Source organism: Pseudomonas sp. SK, from assembly GCF_012975065.1.
Classification (GTDB): Bacteria; Pseudomonadota; Gammaproteobacteria; order Pseudomonadales; family Pseudomonadaceae; genus Aquipseudomonas; species Aquipseudomonas anuradhapurensis.
This window is the reverse complement of record NZ_CP051857.1, coordinates 2,048,645-2,068,767: the sequence shown is the minus strand read 5'-3', so window position 1 is coordinate 2,068,767 and position 20,123 is coordinate 2,048,645. Positions and strand designations below refer to the sequence as shown.

Annotated in this window: 17 protein-coding genes; 4 read left to right on the top strand and 13 right to left on the bottom strand. The window is 64.1% G+C overall.

Annotation, left to right across the window (positions count from 1 at the left end):
* Nucleotides 1-179: 179 nt before the first annotated feature.
* Nucleotides 180-1,046 (top strand): LysR family transcriptional regulator, encoded by an 867-nt coding sequence (locus HG549_RS09480; protein WP_170029243.1) that lies wholly within the window; start codon nt 180-182, stop codon nt 1,044-1,046.
* Here the strand turns inward: HG549_RS09480 and HG549_RS09475 are convergent.
* The 5 genes from HG549_RS09475 to HG549_RS09455 form a co-directional block, all read right to left on the bottom strand.
* Nucleotides 1,020-2,174: an HPP family protein gene (locus HG549_RS09475; RefSeq protein WP_170029242.1), complete on the bottom strand. Its 1,155-nt coding sequence runs from the start codon at nt 2,172-2,174 to the stop codon at nt 1,020-1,022. The genes HG549_RS09480 and HG549_RS09475 overlap by 27 nt on opposite strands.
* A 313-nt stretch (nt 2,175-2,487) precedes the next feature.
* The gene (locus HG549_RS09470) at nt 2,488-3,807 is read right to left on the bottom strand and encodes a sensor histidine kinase (protein ID WP_170029241.1); all 1,320 of its coding nucleotides are present in this window, start codon (nt 3,805-3,807) and stop codon (nt 2,488-2,490) included.
* Nucleotides 3,804-4,472, bottom strand: a complete 669-nt coding sequence (locus HG549_RS09465; protein ID WP_170029240.1) for a response regulator transcription factor — start codon at nt 4,470-4,472, stop codon at nt 3,804-3,806. The genes HG549_RS09470 and HG549_RS09465 overlap by 4 nt, the downstream gene beginning before the upstream one ends.
* Nucleotides 4,473-4,787 (bottom strand): PepSY domain-containing protein, encoded by a 315-nt coding sequence (locus HG549_RS09460; RefSeq protein ID WP_170029239.1) that lies wholly within the window; start codon nt 4,785-4,787, stop codon nt 4,473-4,475.
* Nucleotides 4,787-5,095: a PepSY domain-containing protein gene (locus tag HG549_RS09455; protein ID WP_170029238.1), complete on the bottom strand. Its 309-nt coding sequence runs from the start codon at nt 5,093-5,095 to the stop codon at nt 4,787-4,789. The genes HG549_RS09460 and HG549_RS09455 overlap by 1 nt, the downstream gene beginning before the upstream one ends.
* A gap of 183 nt (nt 5,096-5,278) precedes the next feature.
* On the opposite strand from HG549_RS09455, the gene HG549_RS09450 reads away from it, so the two are divergent.
* Nucleotides 5,279-6,358, top strand: a complete 1,080-nt coding sequence (locus HG549_RS09450; protein ID WP_170029237.1) for a patatin-like phospholipase family protein — start codon at nt 5,279-5,281, stop codon at nt 6,356-6,358.
* 53 nt (nt 6,359-6,411) lie between these two features.
* Complete coding sequence (gene queD / locus HG549_RS09445; RefSeq protein WP_170029236.1) at nt 6,412-6,768, top strand: 6-carboxytetrahydropterin synthase QueD; 357 nt, start codon at nt 6,412-6,414, stop codon at nt 6,766-6,768.
* Nucleotides 6,769-6,820: 52 nt separating this feature from the next.
* Here the strand turns inward: queD and HG549_RS09440 are convergent, their stop codons facing one another.
* Nucleotides 6,821-7,459: a hypothetical protein gene (locus HG549_RS09440; RefSeq protein WP_170029235.1), complete on the bottom strand. Its 639-nt coding sequence runs from the start codon at nt 7,457-7,459 to the stop codon at nt 6,821-6,823.
* A gap of 69 nt (nt 7,460-7,528) precedes the next feature.
* Complete coding sequence (locus tag HG549_RS09435; protein WP_170029234.1) at nt 7,529-7,999, bottom strand: DUF1289 domain-containing protein; 471 nt, start codon at nt 7,997-7,999, stop codon at nt 7,529-7,531.
* 406 nt (nt 8,000-8,405) lie between these two features.
* On the opposite strand from HG549_RS09435, the gene acnB reads away from it, so the two are divergent.
* Nucleotides 8,406-11,015, top strand: coding sequence for a bifunctional aconitate hydratase 2/2-methylisocitrate dehydratase (gene acnB / locus HG549_RS09430; protein ID WP_170034114.1), 2,610 nt, complete (start codon nt 8,406-8,408; stop codon nt 11,013-11,015).
* 171 nt (nt 11,016-11,186) lie between these two features.
* On the opposite strand, the gene prpD is transcribed toward acnB, so the two are convergent.
* From prpD to HG549_RS09400, 6 genes are all read right to left on the bottom strand, one after another.
* Nucleotides 11,187-12,671, bottom strand: coding sequence for a 2-methylcitrate dehydratase (prpD, locus tag HG549_RS09425; protein ID WP_170029233.1), 1,485 nt, complete (start codon nt 12,669-12,671; stop codon nt 11,187-11,189).
* A 168-nt stretch (nt 12,672-12,839) separates the two neighbouring features.
* A complete protein-coding gene (gene prpF / locus HG549_RS09420; protein ID WP_170029232.1) occupies nt 12,840-14,030 on the bottom strand; it encodes a 2-methylaconitate cis-trans isomerase PrpF in 1,191 nt (396 codons plus the stop codon).
* Between the two features lie 145 nt (nt 14,031-14,175).
* Entirely contained in the window at nt 14,176-16,764 is a 2,589-nt protein-coding gene (gene acnD / locus HG549_RS09415) for a Fe/S-dependent 2-methylisocitrate dehydratase AcnD (RefSeq protein WP_170034112.1), read from the bottom strand.
* Nucleotides 16,765-16,926: 162 nt separating this feature from the next.
* Complete coding sequence (gene prpC, locus HG549_RS09410; RefSeq protein ID WP_085624671.1) at nt 16,927-18,054, bottom strand: 2-methylcitrate synthase; 1,128 nt, start codon at nt 18,052-18,054, stop codon at nt 16,927-16,929.
* 177 nt (nt 18,055-18,231) lie between these two features.
* Complete coding sequence (gene prpB, locus HG549_RS09405; protein ID WP_170029231.1) at nt 18,232-19,122, bottom strand: methylisocitrate lyase; 891 nt, start codon at nt 19,120-19,122, stop codon at nt 18,232-18,234.
* The gene (locus tag HG549_RS09400; RefSeq protein WP_170029230.1) at nt 19,119-19,835 is read right to left on the bottom strand and encodes a GntR family transcriptional regulator; all 717 of its coding nucleotides are present in this window, start codon (nt 19,833-19,835) and stop codon (nt 19,119-19,121) included. The genes prpB and HG549_RS09400 overlap by 4 nt, the downstream gene beginning before the upstream one ends.
* Between the last annotated feature and the right edge of the window lie 288 nt (nt 19,836-20,123).

Below are 20,123 nucleotides of genomic sequence, written 5' to 3'. Positions count from 1 at the left end.
TCGAGGAATACCCGGTACTTGTTGTTATTGAAGGGCGAAACCTGAGTATGGACCGCTGCAGCGGCACCGCCATGGGACTAAAGTCACAACCGACCTGCAAATTTGCAGATAGCGCAAAAGCGCCCCATAACAGTGCAAAGCCTCTAGAATAGGCCACCCCTTCAACCCACGAGCAGTGCATGGACATCGATCAGGCCCGAACCTTTCTGGAAATCGTGCGTTGCGGCAGCCTGGTTGCCGCCGCCGAACGCCTGTTCGTGTCACAGACGGCAATTACCGCCCGTGTCCAGCGCCTGGAGCAGCAACTGGGTTGCCAGCTGTTCGTGCGCAGCCGCAACGGCGCCAGCCTGACCAGCGACGGCGAGGCTTTTGTCAGTTACGCCAACCAGCTGGTGCAAACCTGGGAAGCGGCGCGCCGCGACCTGCCGCTGCCGCAAGGCTGCCAGCAGGTGCTGCATGTAGGTGGTGAAGTGAGCCTGGGCAACCCGATGATGCTCGACTGGGTCAGTGCCCTGCACCAAGAGCTCCCCAGCCATGCCATCCGCAGCGAGGTGAGCGACGGCGAGTCGCTGCTGCGCAAGGTTGAAATGGGCCTGCTGGATGCCGCGCTGGTCTACCAGCCGACCTATGGCCCGGGGCTGCAGGTAGAGCAGTTGATGGAAGAAAAGCTGATCCGCGTGCGCCGGGTCGACCGCCCCGAGCCGTACATCTACATCGACTGGGGCGAAGCCTTCCGCCGCCAGCACGATGCCGCCCTGCCCGATTGCGCACGCCCGGCGCTGAGTTTCAACCTGGGGCCGCTGGCGTTGCAGTTCATTCTCGACCAGGGCGGCAGTGGCTACTTCCGCACCCGGGTCGTGCAAGCCTACCTGGACAGCGGGGTGTTCGAGCGGGTACCGCAGGCGCCGGAATTCACCTACCCGACCTATCTGGTGTACCCGCGCAAACGGGACAGCGAGGCCCTGCAACAAGCCTTCGCCATTCTGCGCCGGCTGGTAGCCGCCGGCGCCAGCGACTGGTCACAACGCTGGGACCCGCTGATTTGAAGCTTCGGTTCGGCTGAGCAACTGGCGCTTGAGGCCGGCGATCAGGTCGGTCTGGGTGATCACCCCCACCAGCTGGTCGGCTTCCAGCACCGGCAGGCAGTGCAGGCCCTGCTCGCACAGCAACGGCAGCAACCGCTCCAGCGGGTGCTGGCTGCTGACGCTGATGACCCGGCGGCTCATTATCTGCTCCATGCGCACCGCCTTGCGGCCGAACCAGCCGCGCCAACTGAAGCGGCCCCGCTGCATGGCCGGGCCGACCAGGTCGCTGAGGCTGACGATGCCCACCAGCTTGCCGTGCTGCAGCACCGGCAGGGTTTTCAGGTGATGGCTGGCCAGCATCTGCCAGGCCTGCTCCAGGGTGGTATCGGGCGAGGCGAACTGAACATCGCGGGACATGACCGAAGCGGCGGTGATGCCGCCGAGGCTGCGCTGCAGGGCGTGCTGTTCGGTGGCCAGGATGATGCGTTCCAGTTCGTCACGGGTGACGTCGACGAACTCGCCCAGTTCTTCCAGTGCCTGGTCCAGGTCTTCGCCACGGATGCCGACCCGCTCGCTGGGCAGCGGGTCATGGGTATGGTGCGGGTCCTTGCGCGGCGCGGCGCCTTTCGGGTAACGCACGCCGGTCAGGCGGTTGTAGAGGATCGCCACTGTGATCAGGATCAGCGCATTGAGCAGCACCGGCTCCAGCAGCCGATCGCCCATCGCGGTCAGCCCCGAGTCGGCCAGCACCGCGCTCAGCGCCACGCCGCCACCCGGTGGGTGCAAGCAGCGCAGCAGGCACATCACCAGGATCGAGATACCCAGGGCAGCGGCGGCCACCCACAACTCCGCGCCGAAGCCCTGGCGCATGGCCAGGCCGACCGCACCGGCCACGGCGTAGCTGCCCAGCACCGGCCAGGGCTGGGCCAACGGGCCGGAATGCACGGCGAACACCAGCACCGCCGAAGCCGCCAGCGGGCCGAGCAGGTGCAAGGCGATGCCCGGGCCAAAGGCCATGCTGGTCAGCCAACCGGCGAGGAACAGGCCGAGCAATGCACCGATAGCGGCACGTAACCATTCTCTGGGGGGAATATTCAGCGGCGCAGGCAACAGCCGCTGCAGACGACTTTCGGAACGCGAGGCAGACATTTAGATAATCAGGATCTTTGGTTTTTCTGGTAGGAAAGAAAGCCCGGTACTGACGGCCGGTTTCGTGCAGGGGATTTTGCCGGGCAGGTTGAGGTTGGGCTAATTCAAAAAAATGCGGCTGTACTGCAATTTTTTTGCATTGGTGATATCACAGCCCATCGATTCGCCCCGTAGGAGCGGATTTTATCCGCGATGCAGGCGACGCGGTGGATGGCACCAGCTTTGCCGGTGATCGCGGCTGAAGCCGCTCCTACACGTTTCGCATCGATTCAAGGTCAGCGCTCTACCTGTGGGCCGGCAAGCCGCGCCGGCATTATCGAGCCTTGCGCGGCAGGTCGATGCTGACCCGCAGCCCACCCAACGGGCTCTCCAGCAGCGCCAGGCGCCCGCCCCAGGCTTCGATGATATCGCGCACGATGCCCAACCCCAGGCCATGCCCGTCAACCTGCTCGTCCAGCCGCGACCCGCGCTCCAGCACCTGTTGCCGCTGGCTGTCGGGGATGCCCGGGCCATCGTCATCGACCCATAACCGGTAGCCCTCGGCATCCACCGCGATGCCCAGGCGCACCTCGCTGTCGGCCCACTTGCAGGCATTGTCCAGCAGGTTGCCGAGCAATTCGAGGAAGTCCTCGCGGTCCCATGGCAGCAACAGCCCGGACGGTACATCGCTGGCCAGCAACAAGCCCTCACCATGAATCAGCCCCAGCGTCGCCAGCAGCCCCGGCAATTCGGCGTCACAGTCGAACTGCGCACCCGGCAGCGCGTCACCCGCCAACCTTGCCCGGTTCAGCTCGCGCGCCAGGCGTTGCTGGATCTGCTCCAGTTGCTCACGCATCTGCGCGCGAACCTCGGGCAATGCGTTCAACCGCTCGCTGGCGGCCAGGCTCAGCAGCACCGCCAGCGGCGTCTTCAGCGCATGGCCAAGGTTGCCCAATGCATTGCGCGAGCGGCGCAGGCTGTCTTCGGTATGCTGCAACAAATGGTTGATCTGCCCCACCAGTGGCGCCAGTTCGCTGGGCACCTCGGCATCCAGCTGCGAGCGCTGGCCCTGCTGCAACTGGGCGATCTGCTGACGCGCGCGCTCCAGCGGCCGCAGCGAGCGGGTCACGGTGATGCGTTGCAACACCAGCACCAGAACCAGTGCCACCAGGCCCATGCCCAGGCCGATCTGCTGCATGCGCCGGAAACCGTCGCGGACCGGCGAATAGTCCTGTGCCACGCTGATCGAGATGTCCTGCCCCAGGCGCCGGTAATCGGCGCGCAAGGCCAGCAATTGCTGACCTTCCGGCCCCAGTTGGTGGCTGTCGGAAAGACCCGGCGCAGCAGGTTTGGGCATGTCCAGGTCCCACAGCGAGCGAGAACGCCAGGTACCTTTATCGAAATCGATGCGGAAGTAGTAGCCGGAAAACGGCCGTTGGTAAGCCGCCGAGATACGCCGCTCATCCAGCTGCAGGCCGGAAGGCCCGCGCACCAGGGCGACCAGCAGGTTCTCGCTTTCCTTGCGCAGGCCGTTCTCCAGATAACGCTGCAGGCCAGCCTCGAACAGCCACAGGGTCAGTTGCGCCAGCACCAAGCCAACCACCACCAGCACCGCCACCAGGCCCAGGCTAAGGCGCGCCTGGATCGACTTCACGCGTTGCTCCCGGCGTAGATATAGCCTTGCCCGCGGCGAGTCTCGATGACGCTGCGGCCCAGCTTGCGCCGCAAGTGGTTGACGTGCACTTCCAGCACGTTGGAATCGCGCTCGGTCTCGCCGTCGTAGAGATGCTCGGCCAGGTGGCTCTTGGACAGGATCTGCTGCGGATGCAGCATGAAATAGCGCAGCAGGCGGAACTCGGCGGCGGTCAGCTGGATATCCACGCCGTCGCGGCTGACGCATTGGCGACTTTCGTCCAGGTGCAGGCCAGCCGCCTCCAGCGTCGGTTGGTTGGCCAGGCCACGGGCACGGCGCAGCAACGCCTGGATGCGCAATTGCAGCTCTTCGGGGTGAAACGGTTTGCTCAGGTAGTCATCGGCCCCGGCCTTCAGCCCTTCGATACGCTCGGCCCAGGAGCCGCGCGCGGTAAGGATCAACACCGGTGTGGCCAGGCCGGCAGCGCGCCACTGCGCCAGCACCTCAAGGCCCGGCAAGCCCGGCAAGCCCAGGTCGAGGATGATCAGGTCGTACGGTTCGCTCTGCCCCTGGTACACGGCATCGCGCCCATCGGCCAGCCAGTCGACAGCGTAGCCCTGGCGTTGCAGTGCGCTGGTCAGTTCATCGGCCAGCGGCACGTTATCTTCGACTAGCAACAGGCGCATTCAGTCGTCTTCCTCGTCCTTGAGCAGGGTACCGGTGCTGGCATCGAGCTTGACCTCGCGCACCACGCCTTCAACCGTCAGCAGCTCGACTTCATATTCATAGCGATCGTTATCTTCCTCCAGTTCGGCCTCCAGCAGGCGTGCCCCAGGGTGACGCCCCAGGGCAGTTTCCAGCAGATGCTCGAGTGGCAGGATGACCCCCTTCTGGCGCAATTCCAGGGCTTCGTCCTGGTCAAGGTCGCGGGCCATGGCCAGCGAACAAGCGGCCAGCAGCACCAGCGCGAGGTAGCGTGCCGACCGCGGTAGGTGAATCATCAGTTGTCCCGCTCGTCCTTGAGGACTTCACCGGTCTTGGCATCCAGATCGACATCCCACTCGACATTCTGGCTGTCGCGCAGCTCGACCTTGTAGATGTAGCGACCGTATTCGTCTTCCAGCTCGGAGTCGGTGACCGTGGCGCCCGGGTGCTTGGCCACGGCAGCGGCCTTGAGTTCGTCCAGAGACTTGATGGTCTTGGCGTTGACCAGTTTGACCACTTCGTCGGGCTGCACGTCCTTGGCGAAGGCGGCGTTGGCGCCGAACGCGAGGGCGGCGGCGGTGAACAGGGCAGTCAAGGTTTTCATCGTTCTTCTCTCCTGAGAACTGTACAAGTTGTCTACGGGGTTAAGATTACCCAGCGGTCCTTAATTCAACCTGAAAACAACTGCCGGCATGATAGCGCAGGTCAATGGGCCAGCGGCTTGCTGACCTGCACAGATACCTCGCAGCGTCCCTATAATGCCCAGTCACCGCCCAAGAGACCCGTCATGAGCGCCATCCACGTCAAGTACCCCGCCCTCACCTTCAAGGCCGGCCAGCGTGCCCTGCGGCAGATCCGCGAGCGCGGCTTGCAGGCGGCCGATGTCGGTGTGCTGCCGGGCGCGGCGGGTGGACCGAAGCCGCTGGGCATCCAGGGCCTGGACCTGGCACTGTTCGGTGAATGGCTGCCGTCGGCGCCCCGGCAGCGTGCCCTTATCGGCGCTTCGATCGGTGCCTGGCGCTTCGCCAGTGCCTGCCTTGACGACCCGGTCGCAGGCATCCGCCGCCTGGGCGAACTGTATACCGAGCAGGATTTTGCCAAGGGCGTCACGCCCTCCGAGATCAGCCGCAGCTGCCAACGCATGCTCGATGACCTGTTGCAAGGCCGCGACGGCGAGCTGCTGGCCAACCCGCACTATCGCCTGAACATCCTGGTGGTCAAGAGCCATGGGCATCTTGCCCACGACCATCGCGCGCGCCTGGGCCTTGGCCTGGGTTCGGTGGTCGCCAGCAACCTGCTTGGCCGTGCGCGCCTGGCCCGTCACTTCGAACGCATCATCCTCCACGATGGCCGCGCCACGCCGCCGCTCGACGCGCTCACCGATTTCCCCTCGCGCTGCCTGCCGCTGGACCTGGCCAACCTGCGCCATGCCCTGCTCGCCTCGGGCTCCATCCCCATGGTCATGGAGGGTGTGAAAGACATCCCCGGCGCCGGTGCCGGCACCTACCGCGACGGCGGCCTGCTCGATTACCACCTCGACCTGCCCTACCGCGGCGACGATCTGGTGCTGTACCCGCACTTCACCGACAAGGTCGTGCCTGGCTGGTTCGACAAGGCCCTGCCCTGGCGCAGGGGCGATGCCACGCGCCTGCAGAACGTGCTGCTGATGACGCCCTCGGCGCAATACCTGGCCGCCCTGCCCTACGGCAAGCTGCCCGACCGTAACGACTTCAAGCGCTTCATGGGTGATGCGCCAAGCCGTAAACGCTACTGGTACAAGGCCATTGCCGAAAGTCAGCGGCTGGGCGACGAGTTGCTGGAGTTGCTCGCCACCGGGCGGTTGCATGATCAGCTGCAAGCCTTGTAGCGGCCATGCTGGTAGACTGCGCGCATTATCGATTCACACAGAGTTATGACAGCGTGGAAATCTTCAAGGAATTCACATTCGAATCGGCGCACCGCCTGCCCAACGTACCTGCCGGGCACAAATGCGGCCGCCTGCACGGCCACTCGTTCAAGGTCGGCCTGCACCTGACCGGCCCGCTCGACCCGCACACCGGCTGGATCCGCGACTTTGCCGAGGTGAAGGCGATCTTCAAGCCGATCTACGATCAGCTGGATCACAACTACCTGAACGACATCCCGGGGCTTGAGAACCCTACCAGCGAAGTCATCGCCAAATGGATCTGGGACCAGGTAAAGCCGCTGATGCCTGAACTGTCCAAGGTGCGCATTCATGAAACCTGCACCAGCGGCTGTGAATATACCGGCGACTGAAGCGTCGTGAATGCCGGCCCTGCGCGCTCATCGCAGGGGCCGGCGGCCACGCTCAGATCTCACCGTACTGGTGGGGAATGCTCAGGATTTCCATCGCGACGCGCCCGGCGTCACCTTTGTTGGTATTGAAAAACAGCGCGCCTTCACTTGCGTAACGCCGTAGCTTTCCACCATTTGGCGTCGACAGCAGCACGTTGAAGCGGCGCTCACCTTCCTGCATTTCCGGCGCCAGGCCATCGATCGTCCATAACCGGGCGGAAGCGGGCTTGCGCAGGGCGCCTTGCGCTTCATCGGTTTCCCAGATCCCCACATAGCCCGACCAAGCGTTCGAATCCAGTGCCCAGCGGGCAATGTTCCATTTCCGGTCAGCAGGCCGGATCTCGTAATACAGGCGCTTGCCCGGCCCCGCACTGCCCTTGGTATAGGCACCGAACCAGAACAGTTCGAAGTAGCGCTGGCTCGGTGAAAGGTAATCGATCGGGTCAAGGCGTTTTTCCAGCACGCCGTTTCCCTCGCTCTGCAGATAGTGATCCCAGTGGCCTCGATTGCCCCGGCTCCCGGTTTCTACCCACATCGCGGATAGCCGGTGTTTCTGATCGGCCCATGCCTGCGGCTCGATGCGCTGCGCCGAAGCTTGCCACCAGCAGCGGGCCAGGAACGTTTCCCGGGAGTTAAATAGGTATTCGCTCATGCTGACGCTCCCCGTCAGTTCAAAGAGCCTCTACGCTATGAACCCGGGCCTTCGCAAGGCAGAGGGAAGCTACTCACCCAAGGCCTTGTGCAGGAAGGCCGGCGCGATGTAACGCTGGTAATGCGCTTCGGACAAGAGGAAAAATTCGCGATCGATGGCATCACGCAGCTGCGGCAGCTCCCAGTCGCGGAACTCCGGCAGCAGCACCATGCCGTAAGCCTCCAGGTCGCGAATCATCCGGGCCCCGCGGGCAATCAGCTGGTACGCCCAGCAATACTCGGACTGCTGCTCGACAAAGCGGATGGAGCGCTGCTCCAGTTGCTGGCGCAGCAGGGCTTTGTCGAATACTTCCAGCTTGGCCATCATCACCTGCACCAGCAGTTGCTCCAGGCGCAGCCACACCGCACGCTTTTGCGCATCGTCGTAGCCGTTCCAGTGGATCACTTCATGGTGAAACCGCTTGCAGCCACGGCATACCGTGTCGCCATACACCGTTGAGCAAAGGCCGACACAAGGGGTCTTGATGGACTTGTTGGACATGAAAAACAACAGCTTGGCGGTGGAACACAGGCCCATGTTAGCCCTTTGTCTAACCAGGGTCACTCGTTAAAGTCGTCTTCGCCGCCTTACCTTCGGGCTTTTTTTGCCGTAGAATCATCCGGCCTTTTCAAAGGCAACAATGTCCGTTGGAAGCTGTTTTCAAAGCGTCACGAGCACAGTTCATCCGGTAGAACGGCGTTGGCCCGGGCCATGCATCCCTCGCATGCCCGTGCCAGCCCTCATCAGCTTTCCGTTCTGCAGGCGTAAAACTTTGAAAGCAGCTTCTGTAAGGATTCCTTGCGACTCTGGCTGGGCGGCCCACAAAGCCGTGGCAGCGCATGGGTGCATTGAATGCTGGATGAGCGTCCCGGACCCCCTTTAGGGACCACTGATGAGGGAAATAACTGTGCTTGAAGCCTACCGCAAACACATCGAAGAGCGTGCCGCCCTGGGTATCGTGCCCCAGCCGCTGAACGCCGAACAAACTGCAGGCCTGGTCGAGCTGCTGAAAAACCCGCCGGCCGGCGAAGAAGCCTTCCTCGTAGACCTGATCACCCACCGCGTACCACCAGGGGTCGACGAAGCCGCCTATGTCAAGGCTGCCTTCCTGTCCGCCATCGCCAAGGGCGAAGCCAAGTCGCCACTGATCGACCGCAAGCACGCCACCGAACTGCTGGGCACCATGCAGGGCGGCTACAACATCGAAACGCTGGTTGCGCTGCTGGATGACGCCGAACTGGGCGCCGTCGCGGGCGAACAGCTCAAGCACACCCTGCTGATGTTCGACGCCTTCCACGACGTGGCCGAAAAGGCCAAGGCCGGCAACGTTCACGCCAAGGCCGTGCTGGAATCCTGGGCTGCCGGCGAGTGGTTCACCTCGCGTCCGGCGATCGCCGACAAGTACACCCTGACCGTGTTCAAGGTGCCTGGCGAAACCAACACCGACGACCTGTCGCCTGCCCCGGACGCCTGGTCGCGCCCTGACATCCCGCTGCACGCCCTGGCCATGCTGAAAATGGCCCGTGACGGCATCGAGCCGCAGCAGCCTGGCTCGGTCGGCCCGCTGGCGCAGATCGAAGCGGTCAAGGCCAAGGGCTTCCCGGTTGCCTACGTCGGTGACGTGGTCGGTACCGGCTCCTCGCGTAAATCGGCTACCAACTCGGTGCTGTGGTTCTTCGGCGACGACATCCCGTACGTACCGAACAAGCGTGCCGGTGGCTTCTGCTTCGGCACCAAGATCGCCCCGATCTTCTACAACACCATGGAAGACGCCGGCGCCCTGCCGATCGAATTCGACTGCACCAACCTGGCCATGGGCGACGTCATCGACGTTTACCCGTTCAAGGGCGAAGTGCGCCGTCACGGCAGCGACGAACTGGTCACCACCTTCCAGCTGAAGACCGAAGTGCTGCTGGATGAAGTCCGCGCTGGTGGCCGTATCCCGCTGATCGTCGGCCGTGGCCTGACCGAAAAGGCTCGCGCCGAACTGGGCCTGGGCGCTTCCGACCTGTTCAAGAAGCCGGAGCAGCCTGCCGATTCGGGCAAAGGCTACACCCTGGCGCAGAAGATGGTCGGTCGTGCCTGCGGCCTGCCGGAAGGCAAGGGCGTGCGCCCTGGTACCTACTGCGAGCCGAAGATGACCACCGTCGGTTCCCAGGACACCACTGGCCCGATGACCCGCGACGAGCTGAAAGACCTGGCGTGCCTGGGCTTCTCCGCTGACCTGGTGATGCAGTCGTTCTGCCACACCGCGGCCTATCCGAAGCCGATCGACGTCACCACCCACCACACCCTGCCAGACTTCATCCGCACCCGTGGCGGCGTGTCGCTGCGCCCGGGTGACGGCATCATCCACAGCTGGCTGAACCGCATGCTGATGCCTGACACCGTGGGTACCGGTGGCGACTCGCACACCCGCTTCCCGATCGGCATCTCGTTCCCGGCCGGTTCCGGCCTGGTGGCCTTCGCCGCCGCCACCGGCGTCATGCCGCTGGACATGCCGGAATCCGTCCTGGTGCGCTTCAAGGGCAAACTGCAGCCAGGCATCACCCTGCGTGACCTGGTGCATGCCATCCCTTACTACGCCATCCAGAAGGGCCTGCTGACCGTCGAGAAGAAAGGCAAGAAGAACATCTTCTCCGGCCGCATCCTCGAGATCGAAGGCCTGAACGAGCTGACCGTCGAGCAAGCCTTCGAGCTGTCCGACGCCTCGGCCGAGCGTTCCGCTGCCGGTTGCACCATCAAGCTGCCGGAAAAGGCCATTGCCGAGTACCTGCAGTCCAACATCACCCTGCTGCGCTGGATGATCGGCGAAGGCTACGGCGATGCCCGCACCCTGGAGCGCCGTGCCCAGGCCATGGAAGCCTGGCTGGCCAAGCCTGAGCTGCTGTCGGCCGACGCCGATGCCGAATACGCTGAAATCATCGAAATCGACCTGGCCGACGTCAAGGAGCCTGTGCTCTGCGCGCCGAACGACCCGGACGATGCCCGCCTGCTGTCCTCGGTACAGGGCGAGAAGATCGACGAAGTGTTCATCGGTTCGTGCATGACCAACATCGGTCACTTCCGCGCCGCCGGCAAGCTGCTGGACAAGGTCAAGGGCGGTATCCCGACCCGCCTGTGGCTGGCTCCGCCAACCAAGATGGACGCTCACCAGCTGACCGAAGAAGGCTACTACGGCATCTACGGCAAGGCCGGTGCACGCATGGAAATGCCAGGCTGCTCGCTGTGCATGGGTAACCAGGCACGCGTACAGACTGGTTCGACCGTGGTGTCCACCTCGACCCGTAACTTCCCGAACCGCCTGGGCGACGCTACCAACGTGTACCTGGCATCGGCCGAACTGGCTGCTGTCGCTTCGATCATCGGCAAGCTGCCGACCGTCGAAGAGTACATGCAGTACGCGAAAGACATCGACAGCATGGCTGCCGACGTCTACCGCTACCTGAGCTTCGACCAGATCGCCGAGTTCCGCGAAGCGGCAGCCAACGCCAAGATCCCGGTGGTTCAGGCGTAAGCTGAGTTACACGTTGTAAACAGAGCCCCGGCAGCGATGCCGGGGCTTTTTTGTTTCGCCCGTGGCGACCTCGTCGCGGCGCAGCCCGCCCCACAGGCCCTTCAAAGGCGTGAACGCCAAGGGCTTCGTGCAGGAGCGGCGTTAGCCGCGAAGAGGCCAGCACCGGCCAGCTCAAGCCACGAACAAATCCACGAACCGGTGCACCGTCATTTCTTCCAGCGCCTGCTGGTTCTTGCACACCGCCAGAATCTCCTCACAGCGCTGCCGTGCGAAGCGCGTCGCCAGGTTGGCCCTGAATTTGGCCTCCAGCAACGGTATGCCCTCCGCCCGCCGGCGCCGGTGACCGATCGGGTACTCCACCACCACCTGCTCGGTACTGCTGCCATCCTTGAAGAACACCTGTAGCGCGTTGGCAATCGAGCGCTTGTCCGGTTCCAGGTATTCGCGGCTGAAACGAGGGTCTTCCACCACCTCCATTTTCTCGCGCAGGCGGTCGATGCTCGGGTGGTTGGCGTGGAAGGCGTCTTCATAATGCTCGGCCACCAGGTGCCCGAAAATCAAAGGCACCGCCACCATGTATTGCAGGCAATGGTCACGATCGGCGGCATTGGCCAGCGGGCCGCTCTTGGAGATGATACGGATTGCCGATTCCTGGGTGGTGATGACGATGCGATCGACCTCATGCAGGCGATTACGAACCAGCGGATGCAAGGTGACTGCTGCCTCGCAAGCGGTCTGGGCATGGAACTCGGCGGGGAAACTGACCTTGAACAGCACGTTTTCCATCACATAGCTACCCAGGGCCTGCGGCAGGTGCAACGCCTGCTGTTCGGCAGGCTTGAGCGCCAGGTCCTTGTTGGTGTGGCTGAACAGTACGTCGTAGAAACCCCACTGGGGCGCAGTGAGCACGCCCGGCACGCCCATCTCGCCACGCAGGGCGATATCGGCCAGGCGCACGCCACGGCTGGACGCATCACCGGCAGCCCAGGATTTGCGCGAACCGGCGTTGGGCGCATGGCGGTAGGTACGCAGCGCCTGGCCGTCGACGAAGGCGTGCGACAAGGCACTGAGCATCTGCTCACGGTTGGCTCCCATCAACCTTGCACACACTGCAGTGGAGGCCACCTTGACCAGGATCACGTGGTCGAGGCCAACGCGATTGAAAGCGTTTTCCAGTGCCAGCACCCCCTGGATCTCGTGGGCCATGACCATGGCCTCCAGCACGTCACGCATCAGCAGCGGTGCTTCACCGGCAGCCACGCGCTTTTGCGACAGGTGGTCGGCAACCGCCAGGATGCCACCGAGATTGTCCGAGGGATGGGCCCATTCGGCCGCCAGCCAGGTGTCGTTATAGTCCAGCCAGCGCACGCTACAGCCAATGTCCCAGGCGGCCTTGACCGGGTCGAGGCGGTAGGCGGTGCCGGGAACTCGGGCGCCATGGGGCACCACGGTGCCCTCCACCAGCGGGCCGAGCAGCTTGGTGCATTCGGGGAAGCGCAGGGCCAGCAAGCCGCAGCCGAGGGTATCCATCAGGCAGTTGCGCGCGGTATCCAGGGCTTCGGCGGATGCCACCCGGTAGCCGAGGGCGTAGTCGGCGAGGGTTTGCAGTACCTGGTCGTAATCCGGGCGGTCATTGAGGTCTACGTTGGCGCTCATATGCAGCTCCCTTCAAAAGTGCCGGAGCTGCTGTGCAGCCCATCACCGGCAAGCCAGCTGCCACAGGTAGTGCACCAGCCTCAACAGCGGTGCGATCCCTGTGGCAGCCGGCTTGCCGGCGATGAGCCGCGCAGCGGCCCCGCTTGAAGCCGAGCGCCAGTTGGTGCGTTAGAAGCTATCGCCAGGCACGCGAACCCAGCCCTCCATCAGCACCCGAGCACTGCGGCTCATGATTGCCTTGGTCACTGTCCACTCACCATTCACCTGGCGCGCCTCGGCCCCCACCCGCAGGGTGCCCGAGGGGTGGCCGAAACGCACGGCGCTACGCTCGCCCCCGCCTGCGGCGAGGTTCACCAGCGTCCCCGGAATGGCCGCCGCAGTGCCGATGGCCACTGCGGCCGTACCCATCATGGCATGGTGCAGCTTGCCCATGGACAGGGCCCGTACCAGCAGATCGATATCACCTGCCTGCACAGCCTTGCCACTGGACGCAGTGTAGGTGCTCGGTGGCGCGACGAAAGCCACTTTCGGCGTGTGCTGACGCCCGGCAGCCTGGTCGACGTTGTCGATCAGGCCCATGCGCACGGCGCCATGGGCGCGGATCGTCTCGAAACGCAGCAGCGCCTGGGGGTCAGCGTTGATGGCATCCTGCAGTTCGGTGCCGGTGTAGCCGATGTCTGCCGCATTGACGAAGATGGTCGGGATACCGGCATTGATCAGGGTCGCCTTGAAGGTACCCACGCCCGGTACCACCAGGTCATCGACCAGGTTACCGGTGGGGAACATCGCGCCACCGTCGCCGTCTTCGTCGGCCGCCGGGTCGAGGAACTCCAGCTGCACCTCGGCGGCCGGGAAGGTCACCCCGTCCAGCTCGAAGTCGCCGGTTTCCTGCACCTGACCTTCGCTGATCGGCACGTGGGCGATGATGGTCTTGCCGATATTGGCCTGCCAGATGCGAACGGTAGCGATGCCATTGGGTGGGATGCGTGCAGGGTCGACCAGGCCGCTGCTGATGGCGAACGAACCGACTGCAGCAGAGAGGTTGCCACAGTTACCGCTCCAGTCGACGAAGGCCTTGTCGATGCTGACCTGGCCGAACAGATAGTCGACATCGTGATCGGGCTTGATGCTCTGCGACAGGATCACGGTCTTGCTGGTGCTCGAGGTAGCGCCGCCCATGCCGTCGATCTGCTTGCCATAGGGGTCCGGGCTGCCGATCACCCGCAGCAGCAGGGCATCGCGCGCCGGGCCAGGGATCTGCGCCTGCTCGGGCAGGTCTTGCAGGCGGAAGAACACGCCTTTGCTGGTGCCGCCACGGATGTAGGTGGCGGGGATTTTGATCTGGGGTGCATGTGCCATGGGATGTACTGTCCTGTTTGAGATGCATATGACCTCTGGGGCTGCCTTGCAGCCCATCGCGACCCAAGGCCGCTCCTACAGGGACCGCGTGACGCTTGTAGGAGCGGCCTTTGGTCGCGATGGGCCGCAAAGCGGCCCCCTGCAATTACACGGTGGCTTCGAGGAAGTCCTGGGCAAAGCGCTGCAGCACCCCGCCGGCCTCGTAGATCGACACTTCCTCGGCGGTGTCCAGGCGGCAGGTCACCGGCACCTCCAGGCGCTCGCCGTTGGCCCGGGTGACCACCAGGGTCAGGGTCGCCCGTGGCGTACGCGCACCCAGCACGTCGTAGGTCTCGCTGCCATCCAGGCCCAGGGTCTTGCGGTCGGTGCCCGGCTTGAACTCCAGCGGCAGGACGCCCATGCCCACCAGGTTGGTGCGGTGGATGCGCTCGAAGCCTTCGGCGACGATCGCCTCTACCCCGGCCAGACGCACACCCTTGGCCGCCCAGTCACGCGACGAGCCCTGGCCGTAGTCGGCGCCGGCAACGATGATCAGCGGCTGCTTGCGCTGCATGTAGGTCTCGATCGCCTCCCACATGCGGGTCACCTTGCCTTCCGGCTCGATCCGCGCCAGCGAACCCTGCTTCACGCTGCCGTCTTCGTTACGCACCATTTCGTTGAACAGCTTGGGGTTGGCGAAGGTGGCACGCTGGGCGGTGAGGTGGTCGCCACGGTGGGTGGCGTAGGAGTTGAAGTCCTCTTCCGGCAGGCCCATCCTGGCCAGGTACTCACCGGCGGCACTGTCGAGCATGATGGCGTTGGACGGCGACAGGTGGTCGGTGGTGATGTTGTCCGGCAGCAGCGCCAGCGGGCGCATGCCGCGCAGGGTACGTTCGCCGGCCAGCGCCCCTTCCCAGTAGGGCGGGCGGCGGATGTAGGTGCTCATCGGGCGCCAGTCGTACAGCGGCGCTACCTTCGGCCCACGGTCTTCCTCGATGGCGAACATCGGGATGTACACCTTGCGGAACTGCTCCGGCTTGACCGCTGCACGGACAACGGCGTCGATCTCCTCGTCGCTGGGCCAGATATCCTTGAGACGGATTTCCTTGCCATCGACCACGCCCAGCACATCCTTCTCGATGTCGAAGCGGATGGTACCGGCGATGGCGTAGGCCACCACCAGCGGTGGCGAGGCAAGGAACGCCTGCTTGGCATAGGGGTGGATACGCCCGTCGAAGTTGCGGTTGCCCGACAGCACGGCGGTGGCGTACAGGTCACGGTCGATGATTTCCTGCTGGATCGCCGGGTCCAGCGCACCGGACATGCCGTTGCAGGTGGTGCAGGCGAAGGCGACGATACCAAAGCCGAGCTGCTCCAGTTCCTTTTCCAGCCCCGCCTCCTCCAGGTACAGCTGCACAGCCTTGGAACCCGGCGCCAGCGACGACTTGACCCATGGCTTGCGGGCCAGGCCCAGCTTGTTGGCGTTGCGCGCCAGCAGGCCTGCGGCAATCACGTTGCGCGGGTTGCTGGTGTTGGTGCAACTGGTAATGGCCGCGATGATCACTGCGCCGTCAGGCATCTGCCCAGGCACTTCTTCCCACTTGCCGGCGATACCCTTGGCCGCCAGGTCGCTGGTGGCGACCCGGGCATGCGGGTTGGACGGGCCAGCCATGTTACGCACCACGCTGGCCAGGTCGAAGCTCAGGGTGCGCTCGTACACCGCGCCGCCCAGGCTGTCGGCCCACAGGCCGGTGGCCTTGGCATAGGTTTCCACCAGCTTGACCTGCTGCTCTTCGCGGCCGGTCAGGCGCAGGTAGTCGATGGTTTGCTGGTCGATGGCAAACATCGCTGCAGTGGCGCCGTACTCCGGGGCCATGTTGGAAATGGTGGCACGGTCGCCCAGGGTCAAGGCGCGAGCGCCCTCGCCGTGGAACTCCAGGTAGGCCCCGACGACCTTCTGCTTGCGCAGGAATTCGGTGAGGGCCAGCACCAGGTCGGTGGCGGTGATGTTCGGCGCCAACTTGCCGGTCAGCTCGACGCCGATGATTTCCGGCAGGCGCATCCACGAGGCGCGGCCAAGCATCACGTTTTCCGCCTCCAGGCCACCCACGCCGATGGCGATCACGCCCAGGGCGTCGACATGCGGGGTATGGCTGTCGGTGCCGACGCAGGTATCCGGGTAGGCCACGCCACGGTCGTTGTGGATGACCGGCGACATCTTCTCCAGGTTGATCTGGTGCATGATGCCGTTGCCCGGCTGGATCACGTCGACGTTCTTGAAGGCCTTCTTGGTCCAGTTGATGAAGTGGAAGCGGTCCTCGTTACGGCGGTCTTCGATGGCCCGGTTCTTTTCGAACGCCTGCGGGTCGAAGCCACCGCATTCGACGGCCAGCGAGTGGTCGACGATCAGCTGCACCGGCACCACCGGGTTGACCTGGGCCGGGTCGCCGCCCTTGTCGGCAATGGCGTCACGCAGGCCGGCGAGGTCGACCAGCGCGGTCTGGCCGAGGATATCGTGGCACACCACCCGCGCCGGGAACCATGGGAAGTCGAGATCGCGCTTGCGCTCGATCAGCTGGCCCAGCGAGGCGTCGAGGGTGGCCGGGTCGCAGCGGCGCACCAGGTTTTCGGCGAGCACGCGAGAAGTGTAAGGCAGCCCATCGTAGGCGCCGGGCTTGATCGCCTCGACCGCCGCGCGGGCATCGAAATAGTCCAGGTCGGTGCCTGGCAGGTGCTTGCGGAATGCAGTATTCATCATGGAATCAGGCTCGGTCACAGGATTCGGAAGGTTTCACCGCCCCCGTGGGAGCGGGCGTGCCCGCGAATGCGTCAGCAGGTGCAATGCGGTTGCCAGTACGGACGCATTCGCGGGCAAGCCCGCGCCCACAAGGGGAACGGGTTGCCTCTCTCTATCTAATCAGCGCTGGTCGATCGGCACGAACTGGCGCTGCTCGACACCGACATACTCGGCGCTCGGGCGGATGATGCGGTTGTTGGCGCGCTGCTCGAAGACGTGCGCTGCCCAGCCGGTCAGGCGCGAGCAGACGAAGATCGGGGTGAACAGCTTGGTCGGAATACCCATGAAGTGATACGCCGAGGCATGGTAGAAGTCGGCATTGGGGAACAGGCGCTTCTGCTCCCACATGGTCTTGTCGATGGCTTCGGAAACCGGGTACAGGACCTTGTCGCCCACTTCGTCGGCCAGCTGTTTCGACCAGCCCTTGATCACCTCGTTGCGCGGGTCGGACTCTTTGTAGATGGCATGGCCAAAGCCCATGATCTTGTCCTTGCGCTCAAGCATGCGCAGCAGCTCGGCAGTAGCTTCCTGCGGGCTCTGGAAACGCTCGATCAGCTCCATCGCCGCCTCGTTGGCGCCACCGTGCAGCGGGCCGCGCAGCGAGCCGATGGCAGCGGTGATGCAGGAATACAGGTCGGACAAGGTCGAGGCACAGACGCGGGCGGTGAAGGTGGAAGCGTTGAATTCGTGCTCGGCGTAAAGGATCAGCGAAACGTTCATCACCTTGACGTGCAGGTCGCTGGGTTTCTTGCCGTGCAGCAGGTGCAGGAAATGCCCGCCGAGGGTGTCTTCGTCGCTGGTGCAGTCGATGCGCACGCCGTGGTGGGTGAAGCGGTACCAGTAGCACATCACCGCCGGGAACAGCGCCAGCAGGCGGTCGGTCTTCTCGCGCTGGGCTTCGAAGGTCAGCTCCGGTTCCAGGGTACCGAGCACCGAGCAACCGGTGCGCATCACGTCCATCGGGTGGGCGTCGCGCGGGATGCGCTCGAGCACTTCCTTCAGCGCCTGCGGCAGGTCACGCAGGCCCTTGAGCTTGCGCTTGTAGTCGGCCAGTTCGGCCTTGCTCGGCAGCTCGCCGTACAGCAGCAGGTAGGCGACTTCTTCGAATTCGGCACCGGCGGCCAGGTCACGCACGTCGTAACCTCGGTAGGTCAGCCCGGCACCGGCCTGGCCCACGGTGGACAATGCGGTCTGGCCGGCCACCTGGCCGCGCAGGCCTGCGCCACTGAGTACTTTTGCTTCGGCCATGGTGTTTCTCCTTTCTTGAACTTGTTTTGGAAATCTAACTGGCTAATCAGTGCTGTCTGTGCCGGCCTCTTCGCGGGCGCGCCCGCTCCTACAGGGACTGCGTGGCACTCCATGCCTGTGGGGTCCCTGTGGGAGCGGGCGCGCCCGCGAAGAGGCCAGCCGCTCCAACCGAAGCCTTCAGCCCTTCTTCTGGGCAAACAACGCATCCAGGCTCTGCTCGAAGGCGTGGTAGCCAATGGCCTCGTAGAGCTCCATGCGGGTCTGCATGGTGTCGATCACGTTCTTCTGCGTGCCGTCACGGCGCAGCGCGGTATAGACATTCTCGGCGGCTTTGTTCATGGCGCGGAAGGCCGACAGCGGGTACAGCACCAGCGACACGTCGACCGAGGCCAGCTCTTCGGTGGTGTACAGCGGCGTGGCGCCGAACTCGGTGATGTTGGCCAGGATCGGTGCCTTCACCCGGTCGGCGAAGGTCTTGTACATCTGCAGCTCGGTAATGGCTTCCGGGAAGATCATGTCGGCGCCGGCCTCGACGCAGGCGGCGGCGCGGTCCAGCGCAGCGTTCAGGCCCTCGACGGCCAGGGCATCGGTACGCGCCATGATCACGAAGCTGTCATCGCTACGGGCATCGACCGCGGCCTTGATGCGGTCGACCATTTCCTGCTGGCTGACGATCTCCTTGTTGGGGCGGTGGCCGCAACGCTTGGCGCCTACCTGGTCTTCGATATGAATGGCAGCCGCGCCGAACTTGCTCATCGAACGCACGGTACGGGCGACGTTGAAGGCCGAGGCACCGAAGCCGGTGTCGACATCCACCAGCAGCGGCAGGTCGCACACATCGGTGATGCGGCGCACGTCGGTGAGCACGTCGTCGAGGTTGCTGATGCCCAGGTCCGGCAGGCCCAGCGAGCCGGCGGCCACGCCACCACCAGAGAGGTAGATGGCCTTGAAGCCGGCGCGCTTGGCCAGCAGCGCATGGTTGGCGTTGATGGTGCCTACCACCTGCAACGGATGTTCAGCGGCAACGGCGTCGCGGAAACGCTGACCGGGGGTGCTCTTCACAGTCATTTCTCACCTCGTGGGCTGTTGTTCTGGGCGTCCAGATAGTGACGCTCGATATTGCGCTTGGACGCGCCGATGTGGCGGCGCATCAGGAGTTCGGCCAGCTCGCCGTCACGGTCGGCGATGGCGTCGAGAATACGGTGGTGTTCGGCAAAGGCCTGGCGTGGCCGGTTCGGCGTGGCCGAAAACTGGATGCGGTACATGCGCACCAGCTGGTACAGCTCGCCACACAGCATCTTGACCAGCGTCTGGTTGCCACTGCCCTGGATGATCCGGTAGTGGAAATCGTAGTCGCCTTCCTGCTGGTAGTAGCCCAGCCCAGCCTGGAACGCGGCATCGCGCTCGTGGGTATCGAGGACCCGGCGCAGCTCGTCGATGTCGGCCTGGCTCATGCGTTCGGCGGCCAGGCGGCAGGCCATGCCTTCCAGCGACTCGCGAATTTCATACAGTTCGATCAGTTCGGCGTGGTTGAGCGACACCACCCGCGCCCCCACATGCGGCACGCGCACCAGCAGGCGCTGCCCTTCGAGGCGGTGAATGGCCTCGCGCAGCGGCCCGCGGCTGATGCCATAGGTGCGCGCCAGTTCCGGCTCGGAAATCTTGCTGCCGGGGGCGATATCACCCTTGACGATGGCCGCCTGGATGCGCCGGAAGACGTTTTCGGACAAGGTTTCCGTTTCGTCTGTCAGCACCGGGCTGGGGGTGGAGAAGTCGTGCATATTGTCGACACCTTGCAAATCTCTTGGCCAGAAACTAGCGAATCCCAGTGCAACAGTCAAAGACAAAATGAATATTGTCGACAATCGTCTAAGAACGAACTAACACCGCCGCACCGCTGTCAGATCGCGCACCGCTGGCGTCAAGACGTCGGCGTGATAGAATGCCGCGCCTCCGTTGGAGTATGGATAACCCGTCTGTCGTCCGTTTCATGTTGTTGACAGATGAACGAGGAAGCTTGCGCAGTCGTTGCCAGTCGCCTTGCTCTGAACACGGCTTGAAGATTGCTC